General features: G+C 65.3%; 16 protein-coding genes. 13 read left to right on the forward strand and 3 right to left on the reverse strand.

Annotated elements, in window-relative coordinates; genetic code table 11:
- The first annotated feature begins 29 nt into the window (after positions 1-29).
- A complete protein-coding gene (locus BES08_RS19935) occupies positions 30-1,367 on the forward strand; it encodes an anti-phage deoxyguanosine triphosphatase (RefSeq protein WP_036528525.1) in 1,338 nt (445 codons plus the stop codon).
- A 75-nt stretch (positions 1,368-1,442) separates the two neighbouring features.
- On the opposite strand, the gene BES08_RS19940 is transcribed toward BES08_RS19935, so the two are convergent.
- Both BES08_RS19940 and BES08_RS19945 read right to left on the reverse strand, forming a co-directional pair.
- On the reverse strand, positions 1,443-2,573 hold the full coding sequence (locus tag BES08_RS19940) for an oxidoreductase (RefSeq protein WP_036528527.1): 1,131 nt from the start codon (positions 2,571-2,573) through the stop codon (positions 1,443-1,445).
- Complete coding sequence (locus tag BES08_RS19945; protein ID WP_008830231.1) at positions 2,570-3,388, reverse strand: SDR family NAD(P)-dependent oxidoreductase; 819 nt, start codon at positions 3,386-3,388, stop codon at positions 2,570-2,572. Before BES08_RS19945 ends, BES08_RS19940 begins: the two co-directional genes overlap by 4 nt.
- Before the next feature lie 290 nt (positions 3,389-3,678).
- On the opposite strand from BES08_RS19945, the gene BES08_RS19950 reads away from it, so the two are divergent.
- The 9 genes from BES08_RS19950 (at position 3,679) to BES08_RS33715 (ending at position 18,879) form a co-directional block, all read left to right on the forward strand.
- Positions 3,679-4,335, forward strand: coding sequence for a TetR/AcrR family transcriptional regulator (locus tag BES08_RS19950; protein ID WP_081799153.1), 657 nt, complete (start codon positions 3,679-3,681; stop codon positions 4,333-4,335).
- 380 nt (positions 4,336-4,715) lie between these two features.
- Positions 4,716-7,097, forward strand: a complete 2,382-nt coding sequence (locus BES08_RS19955; protein ID WP_008830233.1) for a TonB-dependent receptor — start codon at positions 4,716-4,718, stop codon at positions 7,095-7,097.
- A 26-nt stretch (positions 7,098-7,123) separates the two neighbouring features.
- The gene (locus tag BES08_RS19960; protein WP_036528531.1) at positions 7,124-8,617 is read left to right on the forward strand and encodes an aldehyde dehydrogenase family protein; all 1,494 of its coding nucleotides are present in this window, start codon (positions 7,124-7,126) and stop codon (positions 8,615-8,617) included.
- 2 nt (positions 8,618-8,619) lie between these two features.
- The gene (locus BES08_RS19965) at positions 8,620-10,746 is read left to right on the forward strand and encodes a PQQ-dependent dehydrogenase, methanol/ethanol family (protein ID WP_036528533.1); all 2,127 of its coding nucleotides are present in this window, start codon (positions 8,620-8,622) and stop codon (positions 10,744-10,746) included.
- A gap of 78 nt (positions 10,747-10,824) precedes the next feature.
- A complete protein-coding gene (locus tag BES08_RS19970) occupies positions 10,825-12,084 on the forward strand; it encodes a cytochrome P450 (RefSeq protein WP_036528535.1) in 1,260 nt (419 codons plus the stop codon).
- The gene (locus BES08_RS19975) at positions 12,081-12,926 is read left to right on the forward strand and encodes a ThuA domain-containing protein (RefSeq protein WP_036528537.1); all 846 of its coding nucleotides are present in this window, start codon (positions 12,081-12,083) and stop codon (positions 12,924-12,926) included. Before BES08_RS19970 ends, BES08_RS19975 begins: the two co-directional genes overlap by 4 nt.
- A gap of 367 nt (positions 12,927-13,293) precedes the next feature.
- Positions 13,294-15,816 carry a TonB-dependent receptor gene (locus BES08_RS19980; protein WP_069709401.1) on the forward strand — a complete coding sequence of 841 codons (2,523 nt, stop codon included), beginning with the start codon at positions 13,294-13,296 and terminating at the stop codon, positions 15,814-15,816.
- Positions 15,817-15,847: 31 nt separating this feature from the next.
- A complete protein-coding gene (locus tag BES08_RS19985; RefSeq protein ID WP_051587070.1) occupies positions 15,848-17,521 on the forward strand; it encodes an AMP-binding protein in 1,674 nt (557 codons plus the stop codon).
- A 5-nt stretch (positions 17,522-17,526) separates the two neighbouring features.
- Positions 17,527-18,879 carry a spinster family MFS transporter gene (locus BES08_RS33715; protein ID WP_162177418.1) on the forward strand — a complete coding sequence of 451 codons (1,353 nt, stop codon included), beginning with the start codon at positions 17,527-17,529 and terminating at the stop codon, positions 18,877-18,879.
- Between the two features lie 158 nt (positions 18,880-19,037).
- Here the strand turns inward: BES08_RS33715 and BES08_RS19995 are convergent, their stop codons facing one another.
- Positions 19,038-19,790 carry a TetR/AcrR family transcriptional regulator gene (locus tag BES08_RS19995; protein WP_008830241.1) on the reverse strand — a complete coding sequence of 251 codons (753 nt, stop codon included), beginning with the start codon at positions 19,788-19,790 and terminating at the stop codon, positions 19,038-19,040.
- 157 nt (positions 19,791-19,947) lie between these two features.
- Here BES08_RS19995 and BES08_RS20000 point away from each other — a divergent pair, with 157 nt between their 5' ends.
- The 3 genes from BES08_RS20000 (at position 19,948) to BES08_RS20010 (ending at position 22,926) form a co-directional block, all read left to right on the forward strand.
- Positions 19,948-20,682: an SDR family NAD(P)-dependent oxidoreductase gene (locus tag BES08_RS20000; protein WP_008830242.1), complete on the forward strand. Its 735-nt coding sequence runs from the start codon at positions 19,948-19,950 to the stop codon at positions 20,680-20,682.
- Between the two features lie 121 nt (positions 20,683-20,803).
- Complete coding sequence (locus BES08_RS20005; RefSeq protein ID WP_413783102.1) at positions 20,804-22,270, forward strand: S41 family peptidase; 1,467 nt, start codon at positions 20,804-20,806, stop codon at positions 22,268-22,270.
- A gap of 98 nt (positions 22,271-22,368) precedes the next feature.
- Positions 22,369-22,926, forward strand: a complete 558-nt coding sequence (locus BES08_RS20010) for a VOC family protein (RefSeq protein WP_036528541.1) — start codon at positions 22,369-22,371, stop codon at positions 22,924-22,926.
- Positions 22,927-22,932: the final 6 nt, after the last annotated feature.

The raw sequence follows: 22,932 nt of genomic DNA on the forward strand, positions 1-22,932 counted from the left end.
ATCCCTGCCCCAGCTGGAATAGCTTGCCCATGAGCTGGCACGCCCGACGCGAGAACTGGAACCCGCAGGCCGAAGACGCCCGGGAAGATGGCGATATCGACTATGCGCGGGTCATTCACTCCGCCTCGTTCCGGCGGCTGCAGGGCAAGACGCAGATCCTCAACCTCGGGGACAGCGACTTCTACCGGACCCGCCTGACCCATTCGCTCGAGGTCGCGCAGATCGCCGGGGGGCTTGCACGGCAACTGGCCAAGTCCTTCCCTGACCACGTCGCCACCGGCCTCCTGCCCGACCGCAGCCTGATCCATGCGATCGGCTGCACCCACGATTTCGGCCACCCCCCGTTCGGCCACGGCGGCGAGGTAGCGCTCAACTACTGCATGCGCGATGCGGGCGGCTTCGAGGGCAACGGGCAGACCCTGCGCATTCTCGCGCGGCTCGAATCCTTCTCCGCCAACGCTGGCGCCAACTTGTGCCGACGCACGATGCTGGGCGTGCTCAAGTATCCGGTGGCATGGTCGGCGGCCCGCAATCCGGCGCTCGTTCCCTCGCTGCTCGCCGGAACCACCACCATCCGGGTTCTCGACGCGCGTTCGTGCAAGCCGCCCAAGTGCCATTTCGACAGCGAACAGGACGTCGTCGACTGGATCCTCGCACCCGTTTCCGCCTCCGATCGGGACAAGTTCCAGGCGCTGGAACGCCCCGAAGGCAAGCATGCGCGCACCCTTCACAAGTCGCTCGATTGCACGATCATGGATGTCGCCGACGACATCGCCTATGGGGTCCACGACCTCGAGGATGCGATCTCGATCGGCCTGGTCACCAAGGACGCCTTTGCCGCCGCGATCGACGGCAAGTGCGCCTCGTTCCTCGACGCTCTCAAGGCGAAATACCCGGGCGAAAGCGAAAACGACGTATTCTCGCGCATGGTCGATGACCTGTTCGGCGACGCGAATACGCGCAAGCGCTATATCAGCCGCCTTGTGCACCATTTCCTGACCGGCGCACAATACCTCGAGGTCAAGGGTTTCCGCGAACCGCTGCTGCGCTGGCGCGTGGCACTGAAGGGGCCGCGCCGCGCGTTTCTCGATGCCCTGCAGAACTTCGTGGTGCGCGAGGTGATCACCAGCCCCGAAGTGCAGCAGCTCGAATTCAAGGGACAGGCCATGGTCGTCGCCGTGTTCGAGGCGCTGAGCGCCGATCCGGCCCGGCTGCTACCACGCGATGCACTCGGCCGTCTGGATGCTGCGGGAGGCGATGCACGCGTCATCTGCGATCATGTCGCGGCGATGACGGACACGCACCTGCTCAAGACCTACGAGCGCCTGTTCAGTCCGCGCATGGGATCGGTGTTCGACCGGCTCTAGGCGTGATTGCACGCATCCGCGCAAGCGACCGTGATATCGTCGAGCCCGACAGGCCACATATCTCCGGGCAGTTGCTCAATCCAGCGCAGCCAATTGCTCACGCCGAAACGAGCGCAGCTTGTGCGTTTCGCGGCTGCGTACCAGCGCCGCCCAGTCGGGGTTGGCGATCATGGCTCGACCGACCGCGATCATGTCGAACTCTCCTCGCTCGATGAAGGATGCGACCGCCTCAACATCGCGCGTCCTCGGCGCGCTTTCGGCTATGCCGCCGGTCGCCTCGCTCCGGTCATGCTTGAAGTCGTTTTCCAGCGTGACCGAGCCAACGGCAATCGTCGGCGATCCGGTGATCTTGCGCATCCAGCCCGCCAAAGTCAGGTCGCTTTCGGCAAACGCAGGCTCCCAGAAGCGCCGGGTCGAACAGTGGAAGGCGTCGACTCCCGCTTCGGCGATCGGCAGGAAAATGGCCTCGAGCTGCGACGGTGTTTCAGCAAGCCGCGCCGCGTAATCGAAACTCTTCCATTGCGACATGCGCAGCACGATAGGGAAGTCAGGCCCGGCAGCGGCCTTGCAAGCACGGATCAGTTCTACCACGAAACGCGTTCGCTCCCGTGCATCGCCGCCGTATCCATCACGGCGCCGGTTGGTGCGAGACCAGAGGAACTGATCCGGCAGGTAGCCATGCGCGCCGTGAATCTCGATGCCGTCGAAACCGATTTCCCGCGCTGCCTGCGCCGCACGCGCAAAATCGGCGATGGTATCGGCGATGCCTCGCTCATCAAGGACTTCGCCGCCGACCTCTCCGGTTCCCAGCAGGCCCGAAGGACCGACACGGGGCGGGCGCTGCTTCACGGTCTGCGGGTTCACCTCGGTCGGAGAATCCTGAACGCCGACGTGCCAAAGCTGCGGCATGATGCGCGCACCGGCGCGGTGGACACCATCGACGATCGCGCGGCAGGCGGCGAGCGTCTGCGGCTGATAGAAAAGCGGGATGGGTCCGTCATGCGCTCCGGCCGCATTGACCGCCATGCCCTCCGTGATGATCAGGCCGCACCCGCCTGCGGCCCGGCGCGCATAGTATGCCGCAACGTCAGGACCGGGAACGCCTCCGTGCGAAAACTCGCGCGTCATCGGCGCCATCGCGATTCGGTTGGGAATCTCCAGACCGCCGATGCGACCGGGCGAGAACAGGACGTCGACGGCGCTCATGTCGCGGCCCCGTCAGCCGTGCGAGTGGTCGTCACGGTGGGCGGCAGACGCGTCGTCCCGCCGTCCGCCAGCCATCCGCCATCGGCGACGAGTTCGATGCCGGTCACGAAACTCGCGTCATCGCTCGCAAGGAAGGCAACGCAGGCGGCCATTTCCTCGGCGGTCCCCATCCTGCCGACGGGCTGCAACGCATCCATTGCCGCGCGCGCCACGTCCCGGTCCGGGGCGGACGAGAGGCGCCGCTCATGGATCGGCGTGTCGATGGCGCCGGGATGCAGGGAATTGCAGCGGATGTTGCGATATTCGCCGGCACAGCGTACCGCGACCGACTTCGTCAGCAGCCTGACTCCGCCCTTCGTGGCATTATATCCGGCCGACTGCGCCAACCCGACAAATCCCGCCATCGACGATATGTTGACGATCGATCCGCGCGGTCCACCGGGATTCTCGCGCATGGCCCGGATGGCATGCTTGCATCCCAGCATCGTCCCCGTGAGGTTCACCGCCAGGATGTTCTCCCAGTTTTCCAGAGAAACGTCCTCGATCGGCTCGGTGCTGGTTATGCCGGCATTATTGACGAGGATATCAAGCCGCCCGAAGCGCTGGATCGTAGTCCCGACTACATCAATCCATTGGTCTTCCGTCCTGACGTCATGGACCAGATGCAGCGCGGCGATATGGTCGCCCCCGGTTGGAAGCTGCAAGTCGGTCGAGACGACAAGCGCGCCCTCCTCAGTCAGCCGGTTTACGCATGCGAGGCCGATACCGGACGCCCCTCCCGTCACGATCGCCACGCGCCCTTCGAGCCTGCGCACAATCCGTCTCCTTGTATCCTTCTCCTGAAACGAGCTTATTCATCGCATTTAATTAAGGCAATCGCCTTATTGAATTTTTCGAAAGGAGTACCAAGTTCGGCCATATTCCGGCTCTGATCGCACCCCGAAGATACCTTGAAACGCTTTATCGCGACCTATCATTAATCCCCCTTGCTTATTTCGACAGAACCATGAACTTCATCACTGCCGGGACGAGGGAAAACCTTCGACCGGTCGATCAAGGCCGCACAAGAACGGCCACTGACTCTGGGCGAGGAAGCTGAACGGCCATGTCTTTGACGATTGATCCCCGTGACCCTTTGACCGTCTGGAATGCCTCGCTTCCCGCGTGGGTCATTCATCGGCCGGAACCCTCACGCGCGGAGCGTGCGGTGATGCGCCAGGAGATCGCCGAGGCGGCGATCCGCCTCGTCTGCGACTCCGGGCTGGAAGGCCTTTCATTGCGCCGTCTGGCCAGTGCTATGAATTGCAGCACCACGACCATCAACCATCACTTCGCCGATCGCCGCGAACTGTGGATCGCGGTCTATCGGACCACCATCCTGCGAACGCAGGCCCGCATCCGCCGCGCCTACGAAAGCAGCGGCGGGAGCCCCCTCGCCTGCGCGCTGGCGCAGATGCCGATTGATCGCGAAAGCCGGGAAGACTGGCACATCTACCTCGCCCAATATCACGTCGCGTGCACCGACGACGAACTGGCACGCGAAGAACGCGAACAGGTCCGGATCGCCTCGCGCGACTTCGCCGAACTGCTGCATCGAGAGCACGGAATGGCAAGGGACCGCGCCCGAAAGGCGAGCCGCCAGATCATCACGCTGCTTGTCGGAGTAGCCACGCAGGCTCTGTTCGAACCGCGCAGCTGGTCGCCCCGGCGGCAAAAGCGATTTCTTGAAGAGCAGTTCGCCCTGCTCGGCGTTCCGGCCTAAAAATTACCGATATCAGTTATCACCAAAGCAATACGAACCCTGCAACGATCAATTCGCCCTCATATGCACGAAAAAGACATCTGTTTTATCGATTATTTTCACGGATATTAACATTTCATTTTTGATACTATCGATAAAGACGTGAATTATTTTCAACATAATCAAAATCATTTCAATACATAATTAGATATATTCGTTAAAAAATCGAACTCATCGGATCGCCCTTTAAATGCAGCGTTGATCTGAACTTTCTTCGCCCCCTACCTTCAGCCCGCATCCAGTCACCGCACCGGATTGCGACGACACGCAAGGCGAGCGTCGCACAGCGCAGGAAAACAGCCGCGTCTGGCAGGGAAAGAGGAAACTGGGGGAGAGGCCGGATGAACCGAGGTCACGATTGGAAATGGAGTTGCGCCCTGCCGCTGGTGCTGGGCATTGCCGCCACGGCGCCGACTGAAGCGGTCGCGCAGGAGCAAGGCGGATCGAAGATCGCCGCAGAAGGCGACATCATCGTCACCGCCCGTCGCCGCGAGGAGACGCTTCTCGACGTGCCCGTCGCCATCTCGGCGGTGAGCGCGGTGCAGCTGGAGCGCAGCGGTGCGACCGACCTGCAGAAGATCGGCCAGATGATCCCGCAAGTCATCCTCGCCAAGACCGGTGGCGGCGGCGCCGGCGCCAGCTTCACGATCCGCGGCCTTGGCTCCTCGGCGCTCGATGCGGGCATCGACCAGACCGTCTCGCTCAACATCGACGGCATCCAGATCAGCCGTGGCCGCCTCGTCGCCCAGAGCTTCTTCGACATCCAGCAGGTCGAAGTGCTGAAAGGGCCTCAGGCGTTGTTCTTCGGCAAGAACAGCCCAGGCGGCGTCGTCTCACTCCGCACCAAAGGTGCGACGCCGACGCTTGAGGGCTATGGCCGTGCAGGCTACGAGTTCCGCGCACGCGAGCGCTTCGTCGAAGGCGGCATCTCCGGCCCCATCACCGACACCCTGGGCTTCCGCATTGCCGCACGCGGCAGCAAGATGGATGGCTACATCAGGAACGTTGCGGGACCGCTCGCCGTACCCAGCGCGCCCGACTTCCCCGGTGTCGGCGCAGCGCATGGCCGCGATCCCGGCACTCGCGAGGTGCTTGGCCGCCTGACCCTCGAATGGAAGCCGACCAACGACTTCGACGCCACGTTCAAGCTGTTCGGCGACCGTATGCGCGACAACGGCGAGACCGCCGGCACGGAACTGCTCTGCAACGGCAATTCACGCACGCTCGACGTGTTGAGCGGCACTTACGTGCAGGACCCGTACAGCGACTGCAAACTGAACGGCAAGCGCACGTTGGGCGCGATGAACCCGGAAATCGCCGCAGGCTATCCCAAGTCCAACGGCGGCGTGCCGCGCACCAAGTACGAATCGGTGCTCAGCTCGCTGACGATGAATTACCGTACCGATACCCTGGCCTTCGCCTCGGTCACGGGCTTCTGGCGCTACTCGAACGACACCTTCGACAATTTCTCGTTCGATTCCTCGCCCGTAGTGTGGGGGGCGAACAAGGACGCCTCACAGGCCTTCACACAGGAACTGCGCGTCAATTCCAGCTTCGACGGTGCACTCAACTTCGCGGCCGGCGTGTTCTTCGAAAGCTCCAAGCGGGATACGCGCGGCAACGGGATGCTCGCCAATGTCGGGCCGGATCCGCGCAACGGCCAGTACAACAACTGGCAGTTCCTGACCTTCAACAAGGGCAAGACCTATTCCGCCTTCGCCCAGCTCATCTGGGACGTGACCGATACCGTCGAACTGGCCGGCGGCGCCCGCTGGACGCGCGAGACGAAGCGCACCACGCAGGGCAACGGCTTCGTGAACCAGAACTTCGTCCCGCTGGGCATCACCGCCACCGAAGGCGTGTTCACCAGCGGCCGCTTCGCCGACGAGCAGATTTCGCCCGAAGCCACACTGACCTGGCGGCCAAGCCCGAACACGACGCTCTACGGCGCCTACAAGACCGGCTACAAGTCGGGCGGCTTCTCCAACCCCTCGATCCTGTCGGCCGGGCAGACCGTCGCCGACCTCGACTTCGCGCCGGAGAAGGCGAACGGCGGCGAGGTGGGATTCAAGGGCGAACTGCTGGGTCGCCGCCTGCTGCTGAACCTCACCGCCTATCGCTATACCTTCAAGGGCCTGCAACTCACCTCGTTCAACCCCTCGCCGCCTTCGTTCACCATCCGCAACGCCGCCTCGGCGCGGACCAGCGGTGTGGAGGCCGACGCCTCTTTCGCGGTGACGCCCGACTTCACCCTGCGGGGCGCAGTGGGCTACAACGACGCGAAGTATCTGAACTTCGATGCCGCCCCCTGCTACGCGGGCCAGACTGCCGCGCAAGGCTGCGACGGGACCATCCAGGACCTTTCGGGCACGCACCTCGTCCGCGCGCCGTCGTGGAACCTGACCGGCGGCGTGGCTTACGACCTGCCGCTTGGCGATGCGCTGGGCCTCGGACTGATGGCAGACGCACGCTACACCAGCGGATACTGGCTGCTCGAGAACCAGAACCCCGTCGGATACCAGAAGGGCTTCGCGACGCTCAACGCCACCGCCCGCCTCCACGCCGCCGACGACAGCTGGGAACTGGCGCTCATCGGCCGCAACCTGACCGACAAATACTACGGCGTCGCGGGCGCCGAGAAGCCCTTCGGCACGCCGGACGCCGTGTGGGTCAGTATCGGCCGCCCGCGTGAAGTGCTGCTGCAGGGCACGGTCCGCTTTTAAACTCAAAGACTTACGGGAGAACAGTCATGGCCCTCCACGACCCCAACGAAACCGTCCTTGCCCATGTGCGCGGGCAGCACCGCCTGTTCATCGACAACGAGTGGCATGACGCCGCTTCCGGCAAGACCTTCGAAGTGCGCAACCCGGCAACGGGCGAGGTCGTCGCCCATGTGGCGGAAGGTGAGGCGCAGGACATCGACCGCGCCGTGCAGGCCGCGCGCCGCGCCTTCGACGAACGCCGCTGGCACGGACTGCCGCCCGAAAAGCGCGCCAACATTATGTGGAAGCTCGCCGAACTGTTCGAGCGGGATGCACGCACCATCGCCGAGATCGAGGTGATCGACAACGGCATGCCCATCGCCTTCGCCGAATGGATGGTCGGCAGCGTGGTTCAGGGCCTCAAGTACTACGCGGGAATGATCACCAAGCTGGGAGGCCGAAACGCCTCCCCTGCGATCGCCAGCGACACGCTGAAAATGCACGCCTACACCAGCGTCGAGCCGGTGGGCGTGGTGGGCACGATCATCCCGTGGAACGGGCCGATCGGGGTGATGATGATCAAGCTCTCGCCCGCGCTGGCGGCGGGTTGCTCGGTCGTGGTCAAGCCCGCCGAACTGACCCCGCTGTCCGCGCTTTATGCCGCCAACCTCATGGTCGAAGCGGGCATTCCGGCAGGTGTGGTCAACATCGTCCCGGGTTTCGGCGCCACCGCCGGGCAAGCTCTGGTGGATCATCCGGAGGTCGACAAGATCAGCTTCACCGGCTCGACCGCGACCGGCAAGAAGATCGTCCAGTCCGCTGCCGAGACGCTCAAGCGCGTGACGCTGGAGCTGGGCGGCAAGTCGCCGGTCATCGTTTTCGACGACGCCGATCCCGAAGTGACCATCCCCGGCGCCGCGATGGGCATCTTCGCCAATACCGGGCAGGTTTGCTTCGCGGGATCGCGCCTGTTCGTGCAGAAGAAGTCCTATGACAAGGTCGTCGCAGGCATTTCCGATTTCGCCAAGGGCCTCAGGATCGGCCACGGCTTCGACCCCGCCAACGCCATCGGCCCGCTGATCTCCGAAGGCCAGCGCGACAAGGTCTCGCGCTATCTGGAGACCGGCGTTCAGGAAGGCGCCGAAGTCGTCACCGGCGGCAGCGCGGTGGACAGCCAGGGCTACTACATCGAGCCCACCGTGTTCGCCAACGTCAATGCCGATATGCGCATCGTGCGCGAGGAGATCTTCGGCCCGGTCCTTGTCGCGACGCCGGTGGACGACATCGACGATCTGGTGCGCGCCGCGAACGACACCCGTTACGGCCTCGGTGCCGGTATCTACACCACGGACGTCAACAAGGCTCACCTCACTGCCGCGCGGCTGCAGGCAGGCAACGTGTGGATCAACGGCTACGGCATGATGCACCCGGCGATGCCCTTTGGCGGCTACAAGGAATCCGGCTGGGGCCGCGAGAACGCCGAAGACGGCATCCGTGCCTATCAGGAAACGAAGTCGGTCTTCGTCTATCTCAAGGGTTGAACGTGACGATCGGGATCGCAGCATCGCGCCGCAACGTCGGCGCACTGGTCTTGTGTGCCCTCGCGTTGGCATCCTGCCGGGCCGAGCGCGAGGACGTGAACAAGAGCGACGCGCGCCTGCTGGCGGCCGCCTCCAAGGCTGAGGACGCCAACTGGCTGAGCCACGGGCGCACGTATGACGAAACGCGCTTTTCGCCCCTGACCCAGATCGACGGAGTGAATGCGGGCAAGCTCGGCCTTGCGTGGTACGCCGACCTCGACACCTTCCGGGGGCAGGAAGGCACTCCGCTGGTGGTCGACGGCGTGATGTATGCGACGACGGCATGGAGCAAGGTGGTTGCGCTAGATGCCGAAACGGGCAGGCAGCTTTGGGAGTTCGACCCAAAAGTCCCGGGCACCACTGCGATCCACGCCTGCTGCGACGTGGTCAATCGCGGCGCTGCGTACAGCGACGGGCGCCTGTTCTTCGGCACCGTCGACGGCCGCCTGATCGCGCTCGACGCGAACACCGGCAGGCAGCTCTGGCGCGTGCAGACGACCGATCCGAAGAAGCCCATGGCGATCTCCGGGGCGCCGCGCGTGGCGCGCGGCAAGGTCTTCATCGGCTTCGGCGGCGCGGACCAGGGCATGCGCGGCTATATCTCGGCCTACGACGAGAAGACCGGCCGCCTCGCGTGGCGTTTCTACACCGTGCCGGGCAAGCCGGGCGAGAAGGACGGCGCTGCCTCCGACGACGCGCTCGAACGCCTCGCCCTGCCGACCTGGGCGGGAGACTGGTGGAAGATCGGCGGCGGCGGTACGGCTTGGGACTCGATCGTCTACGACGAGAAGATGAACCGCCTTTACGTCGGGGTCGGCAATGGCGGGCCGTGGAACCGGGGCATCCGCTCCGCCGGCAAGGGCGACAACCTGTTCATCGGCTCCATCCTAGCCCTCGATCCCGATACCGGGCGCTACCTCTGGCACTATCAGGAGACGCCGGGGGATCAGTGGGACTTCACTTCCACCCAGCAGATGACGCTCGCAGACCTCACCATCGGCGGTCGCGCGCGCAAGGTGATCCTCCACGCTCCGAAGAACGGCTTCTTCTACGTGATCGACCGGGAGACCGGAAAGCCGCTCTCCGCCGACAAGTTCGTGCCGGTGAACTGGGCCGATCGCGTGGACCTGAAGACCGGCCGTCCGGTGATCGATCCCAAGGCCCGATATGACAAATCCGGCAGCTTCATCGCCACCTCAGGGCCATGGGGGGCGCACAACTGGCATCCGATGGCGTTCTCGCCCCGGACAGGTCTCGTCTACATTCCGGCGCAGCAGATTCCCTCGATCTACACTCCTGACGGCGCGTTCAAGTATCGCCCCGGCCTGCTCAACATGGGCCTCGCGGAACCAGGCAAGCTGCCGCAGGAAAAGGCCGCGATCGAGGCGATGCTTCAGTCCTTCGAGGGCCGCCTGATCGCCTGGGACCCGGTTGCACGCAAGGAAATGTGGCGTGTGCCTTACAAGGGGCCATGGAACGGCGGCGTGCTGGCGACGGGCGGCGACCTCGTGTTCCAGGGCGACGCTGAGGGCCTGTTCCACGCCTACGACGCACGGAGCGGCGAGCAGCGGTGGCAGTTCGACGCGCAGCAACCGATCATGGCGGGGCCGTTGTCCTACGCGGTCAACGGCAGGCAGTATGTCGCCGTCATGTCCGGCAAGGGGGGGGCCTACAACCTTGCCATGCCGAGCTACGCGGCGCCTCAGCAGCGCCTTCCGGGACGCATCCTCACTTTTCGGATCGATGGCAATGCCCGCCTGCCTGCCCGAGACAAGGCGCCTCCTGCGCCCTTCGCCCCTTCAGCCGAACGCTTCGCGCCGCAGCAGGTGGCTAGCGGGGCGAGCCTGTTCGGCAGCACTTGCGCGGTATGTCACGGCTCGGAAGGGCTGTCCTCGGGCGTGCTTCCCGACTTGCGACGGTCCGGCGCCATCGCCGATGCGGGCGTGTTCCGCCAGGTCGTGATCGACGGTGTGCTCGCGGATCAGGGCATGGTCTCGTTCCGCCAGTACCTGACGCCTACGGATGCGGAAGCGATCCGCGCCTACATCAACGACCGGGCCAGCTCAGCAAAAGCCAAGGGCGAGCCGTGAAGGCACCCAGATCATTTGCTCTTTATTTTTAAGTCATATGATCTAATATTGCAAAAACGATAATTTGGAGAGATTCTGATGGCCGATCTTGGCGCGGCGGAGCTGCTTGAGGGATTCAGCCTGCTTGATCCGATGACGCAGAGCGATCCCTTTGCGATGTACGAGGCGATGCAGGACGCGCCGGGGATCTACCGGATGCCGGAGACGGGGTTCTATATCGTCTCGCGCTATGCCGATCTGCGGGCCGTGCTGACCGATCCGGTGACGTTTTCCAACAAGGTGGACCGCGCTTCGTTGCAAGGACCGGAGAATGCCGAAAGGCTGCGCGCCTATATGGAGAGCAAGGGCTGGCCGCATATTTCCACCCTGCAACGCACCGATGCGCCGGACCATGGGCGCTACCGCAAGCTGGTGGACCGTGTGTTCACCGTCGGGCGCGTGCGGGAGATGACGCCGCACATTGAGGAGGTCGCGCATGGCCTGATCGACACCTTCGCAGCGCGCGGTGAGTGCGAATTCATCAGCGAATACGCGATGTTGCTGCCCGGCACGATTCTCGCCGAGGAGATGGGCCTGCCTTCCGATCAAGTCACGACGTTCAAGAAGTGGGCCGATGCCATGCTCGCCCCGGCATCCTACGTGATGAGCGAGGAGCAATTGCTGCGCAACGCCGACATCGAACTGGAGGCGCAGCACCACCTTGCCACGCTGTTCGAGGAGCGCCGGGCGCGGCCAACCGGGGACTGGATTTCCGCGCTCGCCACCGCCCATGCGGATACCGAGGAGCCGTTGTCGATGGCGGAGCTGCAGAGCGTGATGAGCCAGCTCATCGGCGGCGGCTTTGAATCGACGATGACTGCCATCGGGCACGCCATGATGCAATTGCTCAACCACCCCGACCAGATGGCGCGGCTGCGCGAAGATCCCAAGCGGATCAAGAACTTCGTCGAGGAAGTCATCCGCTTCGAGAGCCCCACGCAGGGCCTGCGCCGCCGCACCACGCGTGACGTGGAACTGAGCGGCACGGTGATCCCGAAGGACTCGGTGGTGATCGTCCGCTACGGCGCCGCCAACCGCGATGCCGCCAAGTTCGCCTGCCCGCACATGTTCGACATGGAGCGCAGCAACGCCGGCACGCACCTGGCGTTCGGCGCGGGCACGCACTTCTGCGTCGGCGCCGTGCTGGCACGGCAGGAGATCGCCATCGGCGTCACCGCCATCCTCGAACGGCTGGACGACATCGAACTGGCGCGCCCGCTGACCGAGCCGATCCACCGCGCCAACTTCCTGACGCTGCCCTTGCGCGAACTGCCGATCCGGTTCCGCGCGCGCCGATGACCCGCAAGCAAGACCGCATCGAACTGTTCGTCGTCGTGAAGGGCCATGCCTTCTCGCGCGATGGGCTGGAGGCGATGCTGCGCGCCATCGGCTGCGAGCCGACTTTCGTGGACCAGCCCGCCGCCGCCGTGCTGCTCAATCCCGAGCAGATGCGGCGCTACGACGCGCTGTTGTTCTACGACATGCCGGGTCTGGACTTTCGCGCCCCGGCAGCAGAGCGGCCCGGATTCATCGCACCCCCTGCGCATTTTATACAGGGTTTCGAGGGACTTATGGCCGAAGGCAAAGGCATGGTCGTGCTCCATCACGCCATTGCCGGGTGGCCCGCCTGGCCGCGCTATGCCGAGGCGATCGGGGGGCAGTTCCTCTATCGCCACGCCGTGATCGACGGCGCGCCGCGTGCCGATTCCGGCTACCTCGGCGACGTGGCCTATGCCGCGAGGATCGCCGATCCGGAGCACCCGGTCACGGCCGGATTGCCGGGGCGGATCGATCTTGTCGACGAGTTGTACCTCCAGCAGGTCTTCGACGATCCGGCGATCCACCCCCTGCTCTACCTCGACGACGAAGTGGCGCCCGAGCGGTTCCATTCGGCGCGCCGCGCCGTCCAGCGGCTTGGTGACGGCGAAGGGGAACCGTGGCGTCCCGCGCCGCTCAATCCGCTGCTGGCATGGGCAAAGCCGGCGGGAAATTCGCCGCTCGTCTATATCCAGCCAGGGGACAGCGCGCAGACTTACGAGAACCCGCATTACCGGCAACTGGTCGGCAATGCGGTGCAGTGGGTGGCGAGCGACGAGGGCCGCGAATGGGCGCGGCAACGCTCGGCCCAACACACGACCTGACCGGAAAAACCACCTCGCCATTGCGAGCGTCGCGAAGCCATCCGGAGCGGTGCAAACGACCCTGGATGGCTTTGCTACGCTCGTAATGACGGCGGCTAGGGAGAGGCACCCAAACGGTACTTAACGGCACCTAGCGATACCCTAACGCCGCCCCAGTGGCATCCCGCGAGCACGTAAGCCGCGCTTGGACAGCCTCTATCGCAGGCACCAAAACCCGTACCTGCTGCAAAATTCGCATGATTTAAAAAGGCAGTTGCCTTAATTTCAAACCACGATAAGTTAAGTCCGTCGCACCAAATTTAACGATACAACTGCGGCTCGAACCACGCGCAAACGCGAAAACAAGCATGGTCGAGGGGAACCTGAAATGATCGAATCGATGAACCAAAAGTCGTGCCGTGGCGCCTTGCTGGCGGGCACCGCGCTGCTGTGCATCACCGGCGGGGCACAGACCGCGCTAGCGCAGGATACCGCCCAAAACGCCGCGCAGGATGCTTCGGCGCCGCAGAGCGAGACCGCGCCCACCGCGATGAACGATATCGTCGTCACCGCCCGCCGCCGTGCGGAATCGGCGCAGGAGGTGCCGGTGGCCGTCACCGTCATCTCGGCACAGGATATCGCGCGCCGCGACCTCACCAGCCTGGAACGCATCGCCGCCGCCACGCCGCAGCTGGTAATCGGGCGCAATGTCTCGGGCTCCGGCGCGCAGCTGACCTTGCGCGGCATCGGCTCCAACTCGCTGTCGATCGGCGTCGAGCAGTCGGTCGCGGTCATCGTCGACGGCGTCTATTACGGCCAGGGCCGCACCATCAACGAGGGGTTCTTCGATCTCGCCTCGATGGAAATCCTCAAAGGCCCCCAATCGCTGTTCTTCGGCAAGAACGCGACGGCAGGCGTGATCTCGATCACCACCGCCAACCCGACCGACCACTTCACGGCGCAGATGCGCACCGGCTACGAATTCAACGCGCAGAAGGTCTACGCCGAAGGCTTCGTCTCCGGCCCGATCGGCGATACGGCGGGCTTCCGCCTTGCCGTACGCGGATCGAAGGACTTCGGATCGCTGTTCGACAACCGCGCCGGGCCGATCACCTACAACACCCGCGACACGCCGACCGCAACCACGGTGGCCCCCAACACCGCGCACACCGCCCTGCCCAGCAAGGCCGGCCCGCGCGAGCGCGACATCCTGGTCCGCGGCACCCTGCGCTGGGAGCCCACCGATGACCTGACCGCCACGGTCAAGGCCAACTACGGCTGGAACAGGACTTACGGCGGCGCGTGGAACTACAACGTGTTCGCCTGCGACGGCGGCACCAGCACGACGACGCCCGGCGTCGCCTGCACGCCCGGCTTCTACAACCGCATGAACGATCTGCCCAAGGACATCGCGGACCAGACCGCGCTGGTGAAGGACCACAACTTCAACGACTACCGTTCGTGGGGCGTCACCGGCAACATCGACTACCAGCTAGGCGACCTCGCGGTAACCTCGGTCACCAACTACAATTTCAACCGCAACCACTGGACCGCGGACATCGATTACCAGTCGTCGCCCACGGTCAACATCTGGGGCGGCGAAGTCAGCCGGTGGAAGGCGTTCAGCCAGGAATTGCGCGTGCTTTCGCAGTTCGACGGCCCGCTCAACTTCCTCGTCGGTGGCTATTACCAGAACACGAAGCGCACCTTCGACCAGGTCGTCATCAACGCCAATGCCGAGAACAGCGCCGCGCCCGAGGGCTATCGCTACGTCCAGTATGCCAAGGAATCGACGACCGACGGCGAAACCCTGTCGGGCTACGGCCAGCTGATCTGGAAGGTCATCCCCGAGATCGAGGTGACCGGCGGCGTGCGCTACATCCACGAGACCAAGGACAGCACGTTCTTCCAGCCTTACGCCAATCCGCGCTTCGCGGGCGTCAACTACGACGTGACCCGGCGCCTCGCGGCCAACCAGACGTTCACCAACTGGTCGCCCGAAGCGACGGTGGCGTGGAAGGTGACGCCGGACATCAACGTCTACGGTGCCTTCAAGACGGCCTACAAGTCGGGCGGCTTCTCCAACAGCTCGATCCTGACGCCGCGCACCGAGGCGGACTTCTTCACCTTCGATCCGGAGAAGGGCAAGGGCTTCGAGGCAGGCATCAAGACGATGCTGTTCGACCGCCAGCTGCGCTTCAACGTCAGCCTCTATACCTTCAGGTACACCGACCTTCAGGTGACCTATCTGGACTCGGCGGCGCTCAGCTACAACTCGGTCAACGCCGGTTCGGCACGCACGCGCGGCGTCGAGGTGGAGTTCGACTATGCGCCGCGCGGTCTTCGCGGGTTCGGGCTGAACGGATCGATCAACTACAACAAGGCGAATTACGGGGACGGCATCGCGCCGTGCTACGGCGGCCAGTCGCTGGCGAACGGCTGCACGCCCGGCCTGCTGGTGCCACCGGTGCCCGCGACCGGCACGACTCCGGCGCGGCCGGGCACGCCAGGCCAGAACCTCGACGGCGTGTCCACTTTCGCCGCGCCGCGCTGGACCGCGACGCTGGGGATGAAGTACGACACCGACATCAGCGACGGGCTGACCGCCGGGTTTGGGGTCGATAGCCGCTACAGCTCCAGCTATCTGACCTCGGCCTTCGGCTCGCCGCTGTCGCGCCAGGGATCGTACATCAACCTCGACGCGCAGATCCACATCCGCACCGCCGACGAGCGTTGGGAACTGGCGCTGCTGGGCAAGAACCTGACCAACCGCTTCGTCGTCACCGGCGTCACCGACGCCTCCGGCTCGGGGCTCGGCACCGGGACCAACGCCAACCGCATCGCCGACCAGGCCGGGTTCGGCGCCATGCCGCGCACGATCGCGCTGCAGCTGACCTGGCGCATGCCCTGAGCGGCGGCCGATCATATTCACGGAGACAGCCTTGCCCCAACCCGACCTTCTCGATCTTCACGGTTCTTCGGCGCTGCAGGCGCTGACGGTCGGCGGCACGCTTGCCCGTGCCGCCGACCGGTTCGCCGACCGTCCCGCGCTTGTCTACGACGGGCGGGAGGCGACTTATGCCGAACTCTTCGCGCAAGTCGTCGAGCGGGCGCGGTCGTTGGTCGGGCTGGGGGTGAAGCCGGGGGACCATGTCGGCGTGCTGGCGCCCAACTGCTGGGACTACTTGGTCCTGTACTATGCGATCGAGATGGTGGGCGGCTGCGCGGTGCTGCTCAATGCGCGGTATCGGGCGGACGACCTCGCCTACGTCATCCCCAAGTCGCAGATCAGCCTGCTGTTCGTGGGCGGCCATGCCTGGCGGCACTGCGACTACCGGCCGATGCTGGGGGAGGTCTTTCCCGAGCTGGCCGGATGGAGCGGGGGCGAACTGTCGGTCGCAGCCGCACCGGCGCTGCGCGGCGTGATCGAACTGGGTGACGAGCGCCCCGGCAACTGGCCCGGCCTCGCCATGCTGGAAGCCGCCGCCGAGGGCGTCGGCGCCGACGCCGTGATGGAGCGGGCGGAGGCGGTCGAGCCTGACGACGTGGGCCTCATCATCTTCAGTTCGGGCACCACCTCGCGCCCCAAGGCCTGCATGCTCACGCACGGGTCGCTCAGCCGGATGGGCACCGCGATGGCGGGGCGTTTCCGGCTGACGGAGCAGGACCGGGTCTGGGACCCGCTGCCGCTGTTCCACATGTCGACGATCCTGCCGATGGCCGGGTGCCGGGCGACGGGCGCCTGCTTCATCGGCATGGGGCACTTCTCCGCCGACGAGGCGATGGACCTGCTGATCGAGCGGCGGCCGACCGTGCAGTACGCGGGCTTCCCGACGATCATCTCGGCGCTGGTGACGCATCCGCAGTTCGACCGCTACGACCAGTCCGATCTGCGGATCAACCACGTGGTCGGCCCGGTCGACCTCATGCGCCGCTACGGAACGCTGTTTCCGGGCGCGAAGTACGTCAACAGCTACGGCCTGACCGAAGGCACCGGCGTCCCCTGCTACAGCGAGATCGACGACCCCGACGACGTCCTGTTCGAAACCTCCGGCCCAATCTGCGAAGGCATGGAACTGGCGATCTTCGGCGCGGACGACCGGATCGTCCCCGACGGCGAGCCCGGAGAGATCCGCATGCGCGGCTTCGGCGTCTTCGCGGGCTACTTCGACGACGCCGAGGCCACCGCCGCCGCCGTCGACGCCGGGGGCTGGCTCCATACCGGCGACCTTGGCCGGATCGGCGCGATGGGGCGCGTGGTCTACGAGGGACGCCTGAAAGACATGCTCAAGATCGGCGGCGAGAACGTGGCCGCCGTCGAACTGGAGAGCTTCCTCGCTACGCACCCGGCGATCCGCATGGCGCAAGTCGTCGGCGTGCCGGACGAACGGTTGATGGAAGTCGCCGCCGCCTTCATCGAACTCAACCCCGGCGAAGCCTTGAGCGAAGAGGACGTCGCGCGCCACTGCGCAGGCCGGATCGCCAGCTACAAGATCCCGCGCTACGTCCGGTTCGTCGAAAGCTGGCCGATGAGCGCCACCAAGGTCCAGAAATTCGAACTGCTGCGCGGCTTCACGCCGGAACGCAAGATCGACCCGGCCGGCCTCGCAAAGTGACGGTCGTGACGCCCATCCGCGAAGCCGGCGCCGATTACCCGGAGGCCGCCCCCGAACCGCAGGGGGGATCGCGGGCGGGCTGGTATCTGATCTTCGTCCTCACCCTGGCCTACACCGCCAGTTTCATCGACCGGCAGGTTCTCAACCTGCTGGTCGGCCCGATCAAGGCCGAGTTCGGGCTCGACGATACCCGCCTCAGCCTGCTGCAGGGCCTCGCCTTCACATCGGCCTACGTCGTCATGAGCCCGGTGTTCGGACGCATCGCCGATGTCGGCAGTCGCAAGGGCGTGCTGATGTTCGGCATCGCCTTGTGGAGTATCGGCACCAGCGCCTGCGGACTTGCGCACAGCTACTGGCAGCTGTTCCTCGCCCGCTTCGGCGTCGGCGGAGCGGAAGCCTGCCTGACCCCGGCCGCATGGTCGATCATCGCCGACGCCTTCCCGCCGCGCCTGATCCCGCGCGCGTTCAGCGTCTACATGATGGGGCCGTATCTTGGCGGGGGACTCGCGCTGATCTTCGGCGGATTGCTGCTGCAGGGCGCGGAAGGCTGGGACTTGTCTGCGATCCCGCTGCTGGGCGCGATGAAGCCGTGGCAGCTGGTCTTCTTCTGCGCGGGCCTGCCCGGCGTGCTGATCGCGCTGCTGCTGGTCTTCGTGAAGGAACCCGCCCGCCGCGCCTCTACCGCAAGTGCCGAGGTACAGACGATGTCGTCGGCAGAAATCTGGGCGACGTTCCGGCGCTGGCGCGGGTTCTACGGCAATTTCTACCTGGGCATGCCGCTGTTCATCATCCCGCTCTACGCCTTCCCCGCGTGGATGCCGACGGTGCTGATCCGCAAGTTCGGCGTCTCCGCCGCGCAAGTGGGTGTGCAGTACGGCATTGCCGTGCTCATCACCGGATCGCTCAGCGTGCTGGTCAGCCCCTGGGTGGCCCGCGCGGTGGAGCGCATGGGACGGCGCGACAACCTGCTTCTGGTCGCGCTGGGCGCCTCGGTCGCGATGGTGCCGCTCAGCCTCGCGCTCATGGCCGCCACCGATTACTGGACCGCCTTTGCCATCGCGACGGCGGCGAGCGTGCTCTACAGCTTGCCGCAGGCGCTTTCGTCCTCCGCGCTGCAGCTGGTGACGCCCAACCGGATGCGCGGCATCGCCTCGTCCATCTACGTCTTCGTCGTCAGCGTGGCCGGGCTGGCGCTGGCACCTACGTTCGTCGCGCTCATCACCGACCATGTCTTCGGCGACGAGGGCCGCGTGGGCGACTCTCTCGCCATCACCTGCGCCGTCGCGGCGGCAGCATCGACGGTGTTCATCGCCCGCGCCCTGCCCACGTATCGCCGGATGCTGGACGAGGCGGCGTAAGACCGGATGGCTTCAAACCTCCTTGGCAGCACGTCACCTTTCATCCTCATTGCGAGCGCAGCGAAGCAATCCAGGGCAGCTTTACACCGCCCTGGATTGCTTCGCTGCGCTCGCAATGACGGACATGAGGAGGCGGGCTCAACGGACGAACGTGAAGGTCAGTCGGCCTTGATCATGTCGGCGAACAGCGGCGCATGACGATGGTTGTAAGGCGCGGTCAGCGCGACGGTCATCTGCACCATGGTATCGTCCACCAGCGCATCGAGCGTGATGCCCTGATCGAAGTGCGGAAAGCCGCTGTCCCGCCGCATCAGCATGTTGAGGAACATCAGCTTGCACAGCCCCACGCGCAAACGCAGCTCCACCGGCGGCACGTAGTTCACGCGCTCGACGATCAGCCGGCGCACCCGGCGCAGCGCGGGCACAGGAACCTCAGGATCGTCGTAAGGGTGCGGAATGCCTTCCGCACGGGTGCGGGTGAGGTACTGGGCGAGGAAGGCGGAGTACGGATGCCGCCCGTTCTCGTCGCTGATCGTCAGGTGCGGCAGGCACATGATCTCCAGCAGCGTGCGCGCATCGCCGAGCAGCCCCGCTTCCTCGGCGCGGTCGAGCATGGCGGCGCGCAGCGGCTCGAACATCTCGGTGCGGTAGTCGAAGATCGCGTAGACCAGCGCTTCCTTGGTGCCGAAGTGGTACTGGACGGCGGTATTGTTGCCCTGCCCTGCCGCCGCCGCGATCTCGCGCAGGGCGACGCCGTCGATCCCGCGATCGGCGAAGAGCTTCTCGGCGGCCTCGATGATCTTGATCCGCGTCGCGGCGGAAGTGACGTGGCGGCGACGCCCGCGCTCCGGCGCAGTTCCGGTCTCGCTGGCTGCGGTGTCATTGGGATCGGATCGGATGGTGTCGTGCATGGCGTTACCCTCCTGTCCCGGCCGCGCTGCTTCGGCAAGGCCCCATGGCCCGCCGCGCCGATCATGACCATCTTGCTGCCCCCGGCGCAAGCCCTTGCAGTGCAGCATCGCCACTATCACGCGGGTCAGGCCCGCGATTTTCCCGGGAGAGCATGACATGAATGAAGCCAGGGTCGCCGTTGTCACCGGCGCCGCGCAAGGCATAGGCCGCGCCGTCGCCGAGAGGCTGGCGCAAACGGGGCACCGGCTGGCGCTGCTCGACGTCAAGGGCCTCGATGCCGTCGCCGATGCCCTGCCCGGCAGCCTCGCCCTGCGCTGCGACGTGGCCGACCCGGCCAGCGTCGAGGACTGCGTGGGGCGCATCGCCGCCGAGTGGGGCCATGTCGACGTGTTGGTCAACAATGCCGGGATCAGTCCCAGTCACGGCGGCCGCTCGCTGCCTGTCGAGGAGACCGATATCGACGAATGGCACCGCGTGATCGCGGTCAATCTCACCGGCACTTTCCTGATGTGCCGGGCCGTGCTGCCGGTGATGAAGCCGCGCGGATGGGGCCGTATCGTCAACTTCTCCTCGCAAGGCGGCCGCATGCGCTCGCGCCTGTCGGGCGCGCACTACGGCGCGACCAAGGCAGGCGTGATCGGCTTTACCCGCGTACTCGCCGGGCAGGTCGGCGCCCACGGCATCACCGCAAACTGCATCGCGCCGGGCCGCATCGTCACCCCGCAAAGCGAAGGCTTCGGCGACAAGGGCACATACACCGACGACATCCCCGTCGGCCGTCTGGGCGAGACCGACGACATCGTCGCGGGCGTGGAGTACCTGATCTCCGAGCGTGCCGCCTTCGTCACGGGGACGGTGCTGGACGTCAACGGCGGGTTCTTCATGCCGTAATTCTCCAAAAAACAATCCCGTGACAAATATTTAACCTGACCAAAGACGCACTTGTGTAATACCGCCTCTACAATGGCTTAGGGCGTGGTTGCGACTGCCACGCTCTTCGAACGGGGGACTACTGGTGCGATCGAACAAGACGTGGACGGCATGCGCGTGCGTGCTGGCTCTGCTGGTGACTTCATGTGGCGGCGGCGGAAGCGGCGGGAGCGAAGGCGGTTCCACGCCGACGCCAACGCCGACCCCTGCCCCCACTTCGACACCCACGCCGGTGGCCGGGTGCTCGCTGCGCGAACGGCAGGACTGGGCGGAAGCGCAGCTGCGCGAATGGTATCTCTTCCCCGAGACCCTGCCCGCGAATGCCAATCCCGCAGCCTACACCACGCTCGACGACTACATCGATTCGCTGACCGCCAATGCCCGCGCCCAGAACCGGGACCGCTTCTTCACCTATCGCACCTCGATCGCGGAAGAGAACGCCTATTACGAGCAGGGCTCCTCGGCCGGGCTCGGCGTCCGCCTGGGCGTCAATTCCGCCGCCCGCCGCCTGTTCGTGATCGAGGCGTTCGAAACCGGTCCGGGGGCGACTGCCGGGATGCGGCGCGGCACCGAAATCCTCGCCATCGGCACCAGTTCGGGCAACCTGCAGACCGTGCAGTCGCTTTGGGTGGCAGGCGGCGTCAACGCGGTCGCCGATGCGCTCGGCCCGGACGAGGCGGGCGTTACCCGCGTGCTCCAGATCAGCGACGCCAGCGGAACGCGCAACATCACCGTCGCCAAGCGCGACTTCGCGCTGCAGCCGGTGTCCAGCACTTACGGCTACAAGGTCATCGACCAGGGCGGGCGCAAGGTCGGCTATCTCAACTTGCGCACCTTCATCTCCACCGCCGAGCCGCAGATGCGCACCGCTTTCGCCGCCTTCCGTGCGGCGGGCGTGACGCAGCTGGTGGTGGACTTGCGCTACAACGGCGGCGGGCTGATCTCCGTGGCCGAGCTGATGGGCAACCTGATGGGCGCCAACCGCACCGCGTCGGACGTCTTCTCCCACACCGTCTTCCGGCCGGAAAAGTCCGCCGAAAACACCACGGCCTACTTCGCGGCGCAGGCCGAATCGGTCGCGCCGACGAAGATCGCCTTCATCACCTCGGGCGGCACCGCCTCGGCGAGTGAGCTGGTGATCAACAGCTTCCTTCCCTACCTCAATGCCGACGTGGCGCTGATCGGCGCGAATACCTACGGCAAGCCGGTGGGACAGATCGCGATCGACCGGCCCTCATGCGACGACCGCCTGCGCATCGTGGCGCTCAAGACGCAGAACAGCGCGGGCGAAGGCGACTATTTCAACGGTCTGGCCGACCGCATGAAGAGCACCTGCACCAGCAACGACGACATCAGCTACGACATGGGCGACCCGCGCGAGGATTCGACCCGCGTGGCGCTACAGTTCCTGTCCGGCCAGAGCTGCACGCCGATCATCGGCCAGAGCATGGCACGCATGGCGGTGACGCCGGACACGTCCGAAAAGCGGGACATCCTCGCCCCGGCGCGGCCCAGCACCCCGCAGCGCGAGGTGCCGGGTCTGTTCTAGTTCTGGCCCGACCTCCCCTTTTGCCCGGTTGCGGCCGGGCGGGGACTCCTCGACCCTGTGGTTGCCGGTCTACGGCACCACGGGAAAGAGGAGAGGCCATGAAGCGCGCATTGTTCCAGCAAGCCTGGTTCGTGAACAGCATCGACGAGGCCGCGCAGAAGTGGTCCGACGCCTTCGGCGCCGGGCCGTTCTGCATGGTCCGCCACCACCACTGCGACGAGTTCACTTATCGCGGCACCACCGAGGAAGCGGACGTTTCCTATGCCTTCGGCTATCTCGGCGACATGATGATCCAGTTCATCGAGCAGCACGACGACAAGCCCTCGATCTACCGCGACATGTTCGCGAAAGGCGAGGAAGGCTTCCACCACATCGCCTACCTGGTCTCGGACTTCGCGGGCGAACGGCAGCGCTGGATCGACATGGGCTATCCGCTGGCCACCGAACTATGGGCGGACGAGGTCAACGCGGCCTACTTCGATACCCGTGCGCTGAACGGCGGCTTCACCGAGATCCACGGCGACCCGCCGCACATCATGGGCCTCTTCGCGCACTGGAAACGGCTCCACGACGCGCGCACGGCGGACACCCCGGCGGCCTACGAAATGCAGGACCTCGCGTTCTACCGGCGCGCGCCGCTGTTGGAGACGGCCTGACCCCGG

Origin of the sequence: Novosphingobium resinovorum (assembly GCF_001742225.1) — a bacterium.
Classification (GTDB): Bacteria; Pseudomonadota; Alphaproteobacteria; order Sphingomonadales; family Sphingomonadaceae; genus Novosphingobium; species Novosphingobium resinovorum_A.

Bases quoted from the DNA above. Each gene is read 5' to 3' on its own strand.
- BES08_RS19935 (WP_036528525.1), top strand. From the start codon at position 30: ATGAGCTGGCACGCCCGACGCGAGAACTGGAACCCGCAGGCCGAAGAC.
- BES08_RS19940 (WP_036528527.1), bottom strand. From the start codon at position 2,573: ATGAGCGCCGTCGACGTCCTGTTCTCGCCCGGTCGCATCGGCGGTCTG.
- BES08_RS19950 (WP_081799153.1), top strand. From the start codon at position 3,679: ATGTCTTTGACGATTGATCCCCGTGACCCTTTGACCGTCTGGAATGCC.
- BES08_RS19955 (WP_008830233.1), top strand. From the start codon at position 4,716: ATGAACCGAGGTCACGATTGGAAATGGAGTTGCGCCCTGCCGCTGGTG.
- BES08_RS19960 (WP_036528531.1), top strand. From the start codon at position 7,124: ATGGCCCTCCACGACCCCAACGAAACCGTCCTTGCCCATGTGCGCGGG.
- BES08_RS19970 (WP_036528535.1), top strand. From the start codon at position 10,825: ATGGCCGATCTTGGCGCGGCGGAGCTGCTTGAGGGATTCAGCCTGCTT.
- BES08_RS19975 (WP_036528537.1), top strand. From the start codon at position 12,081: ATGACCCGCAAGCAAGACCGCATCGAACTGTTCGTCGTCGTGAAGGGC.
- BES08_RS19980 (WP_069709401.1), top strand. From the start codon at position 13,294: ATGATCGAATCGATGAACCAAAAGTCGTGCCGTGGCGCCTTGCTGGCG.
- BES08_RS19995 (WP_008830241.1), bottom strand. From the start codon at position 19,790: ATGCACGACACCATCCGATCCGATCCCAATGACACCGCAGCCAGCGAG.
- BES08_RS20000 (WP_008830242.1), top strand. From the start codon at position 19,948: ATGAATGAAGCCAGGGTCGCCGTTGTCACCGGCGCCGCGCAAGGCATA.
- BES08_RS20010 (WP_036528541.1), top strand. From the start codon at position 22,369: ATGAAGCGCGCATTGTTCCAGCAAGCCTGGTTCGTGAACAGCATCGAC.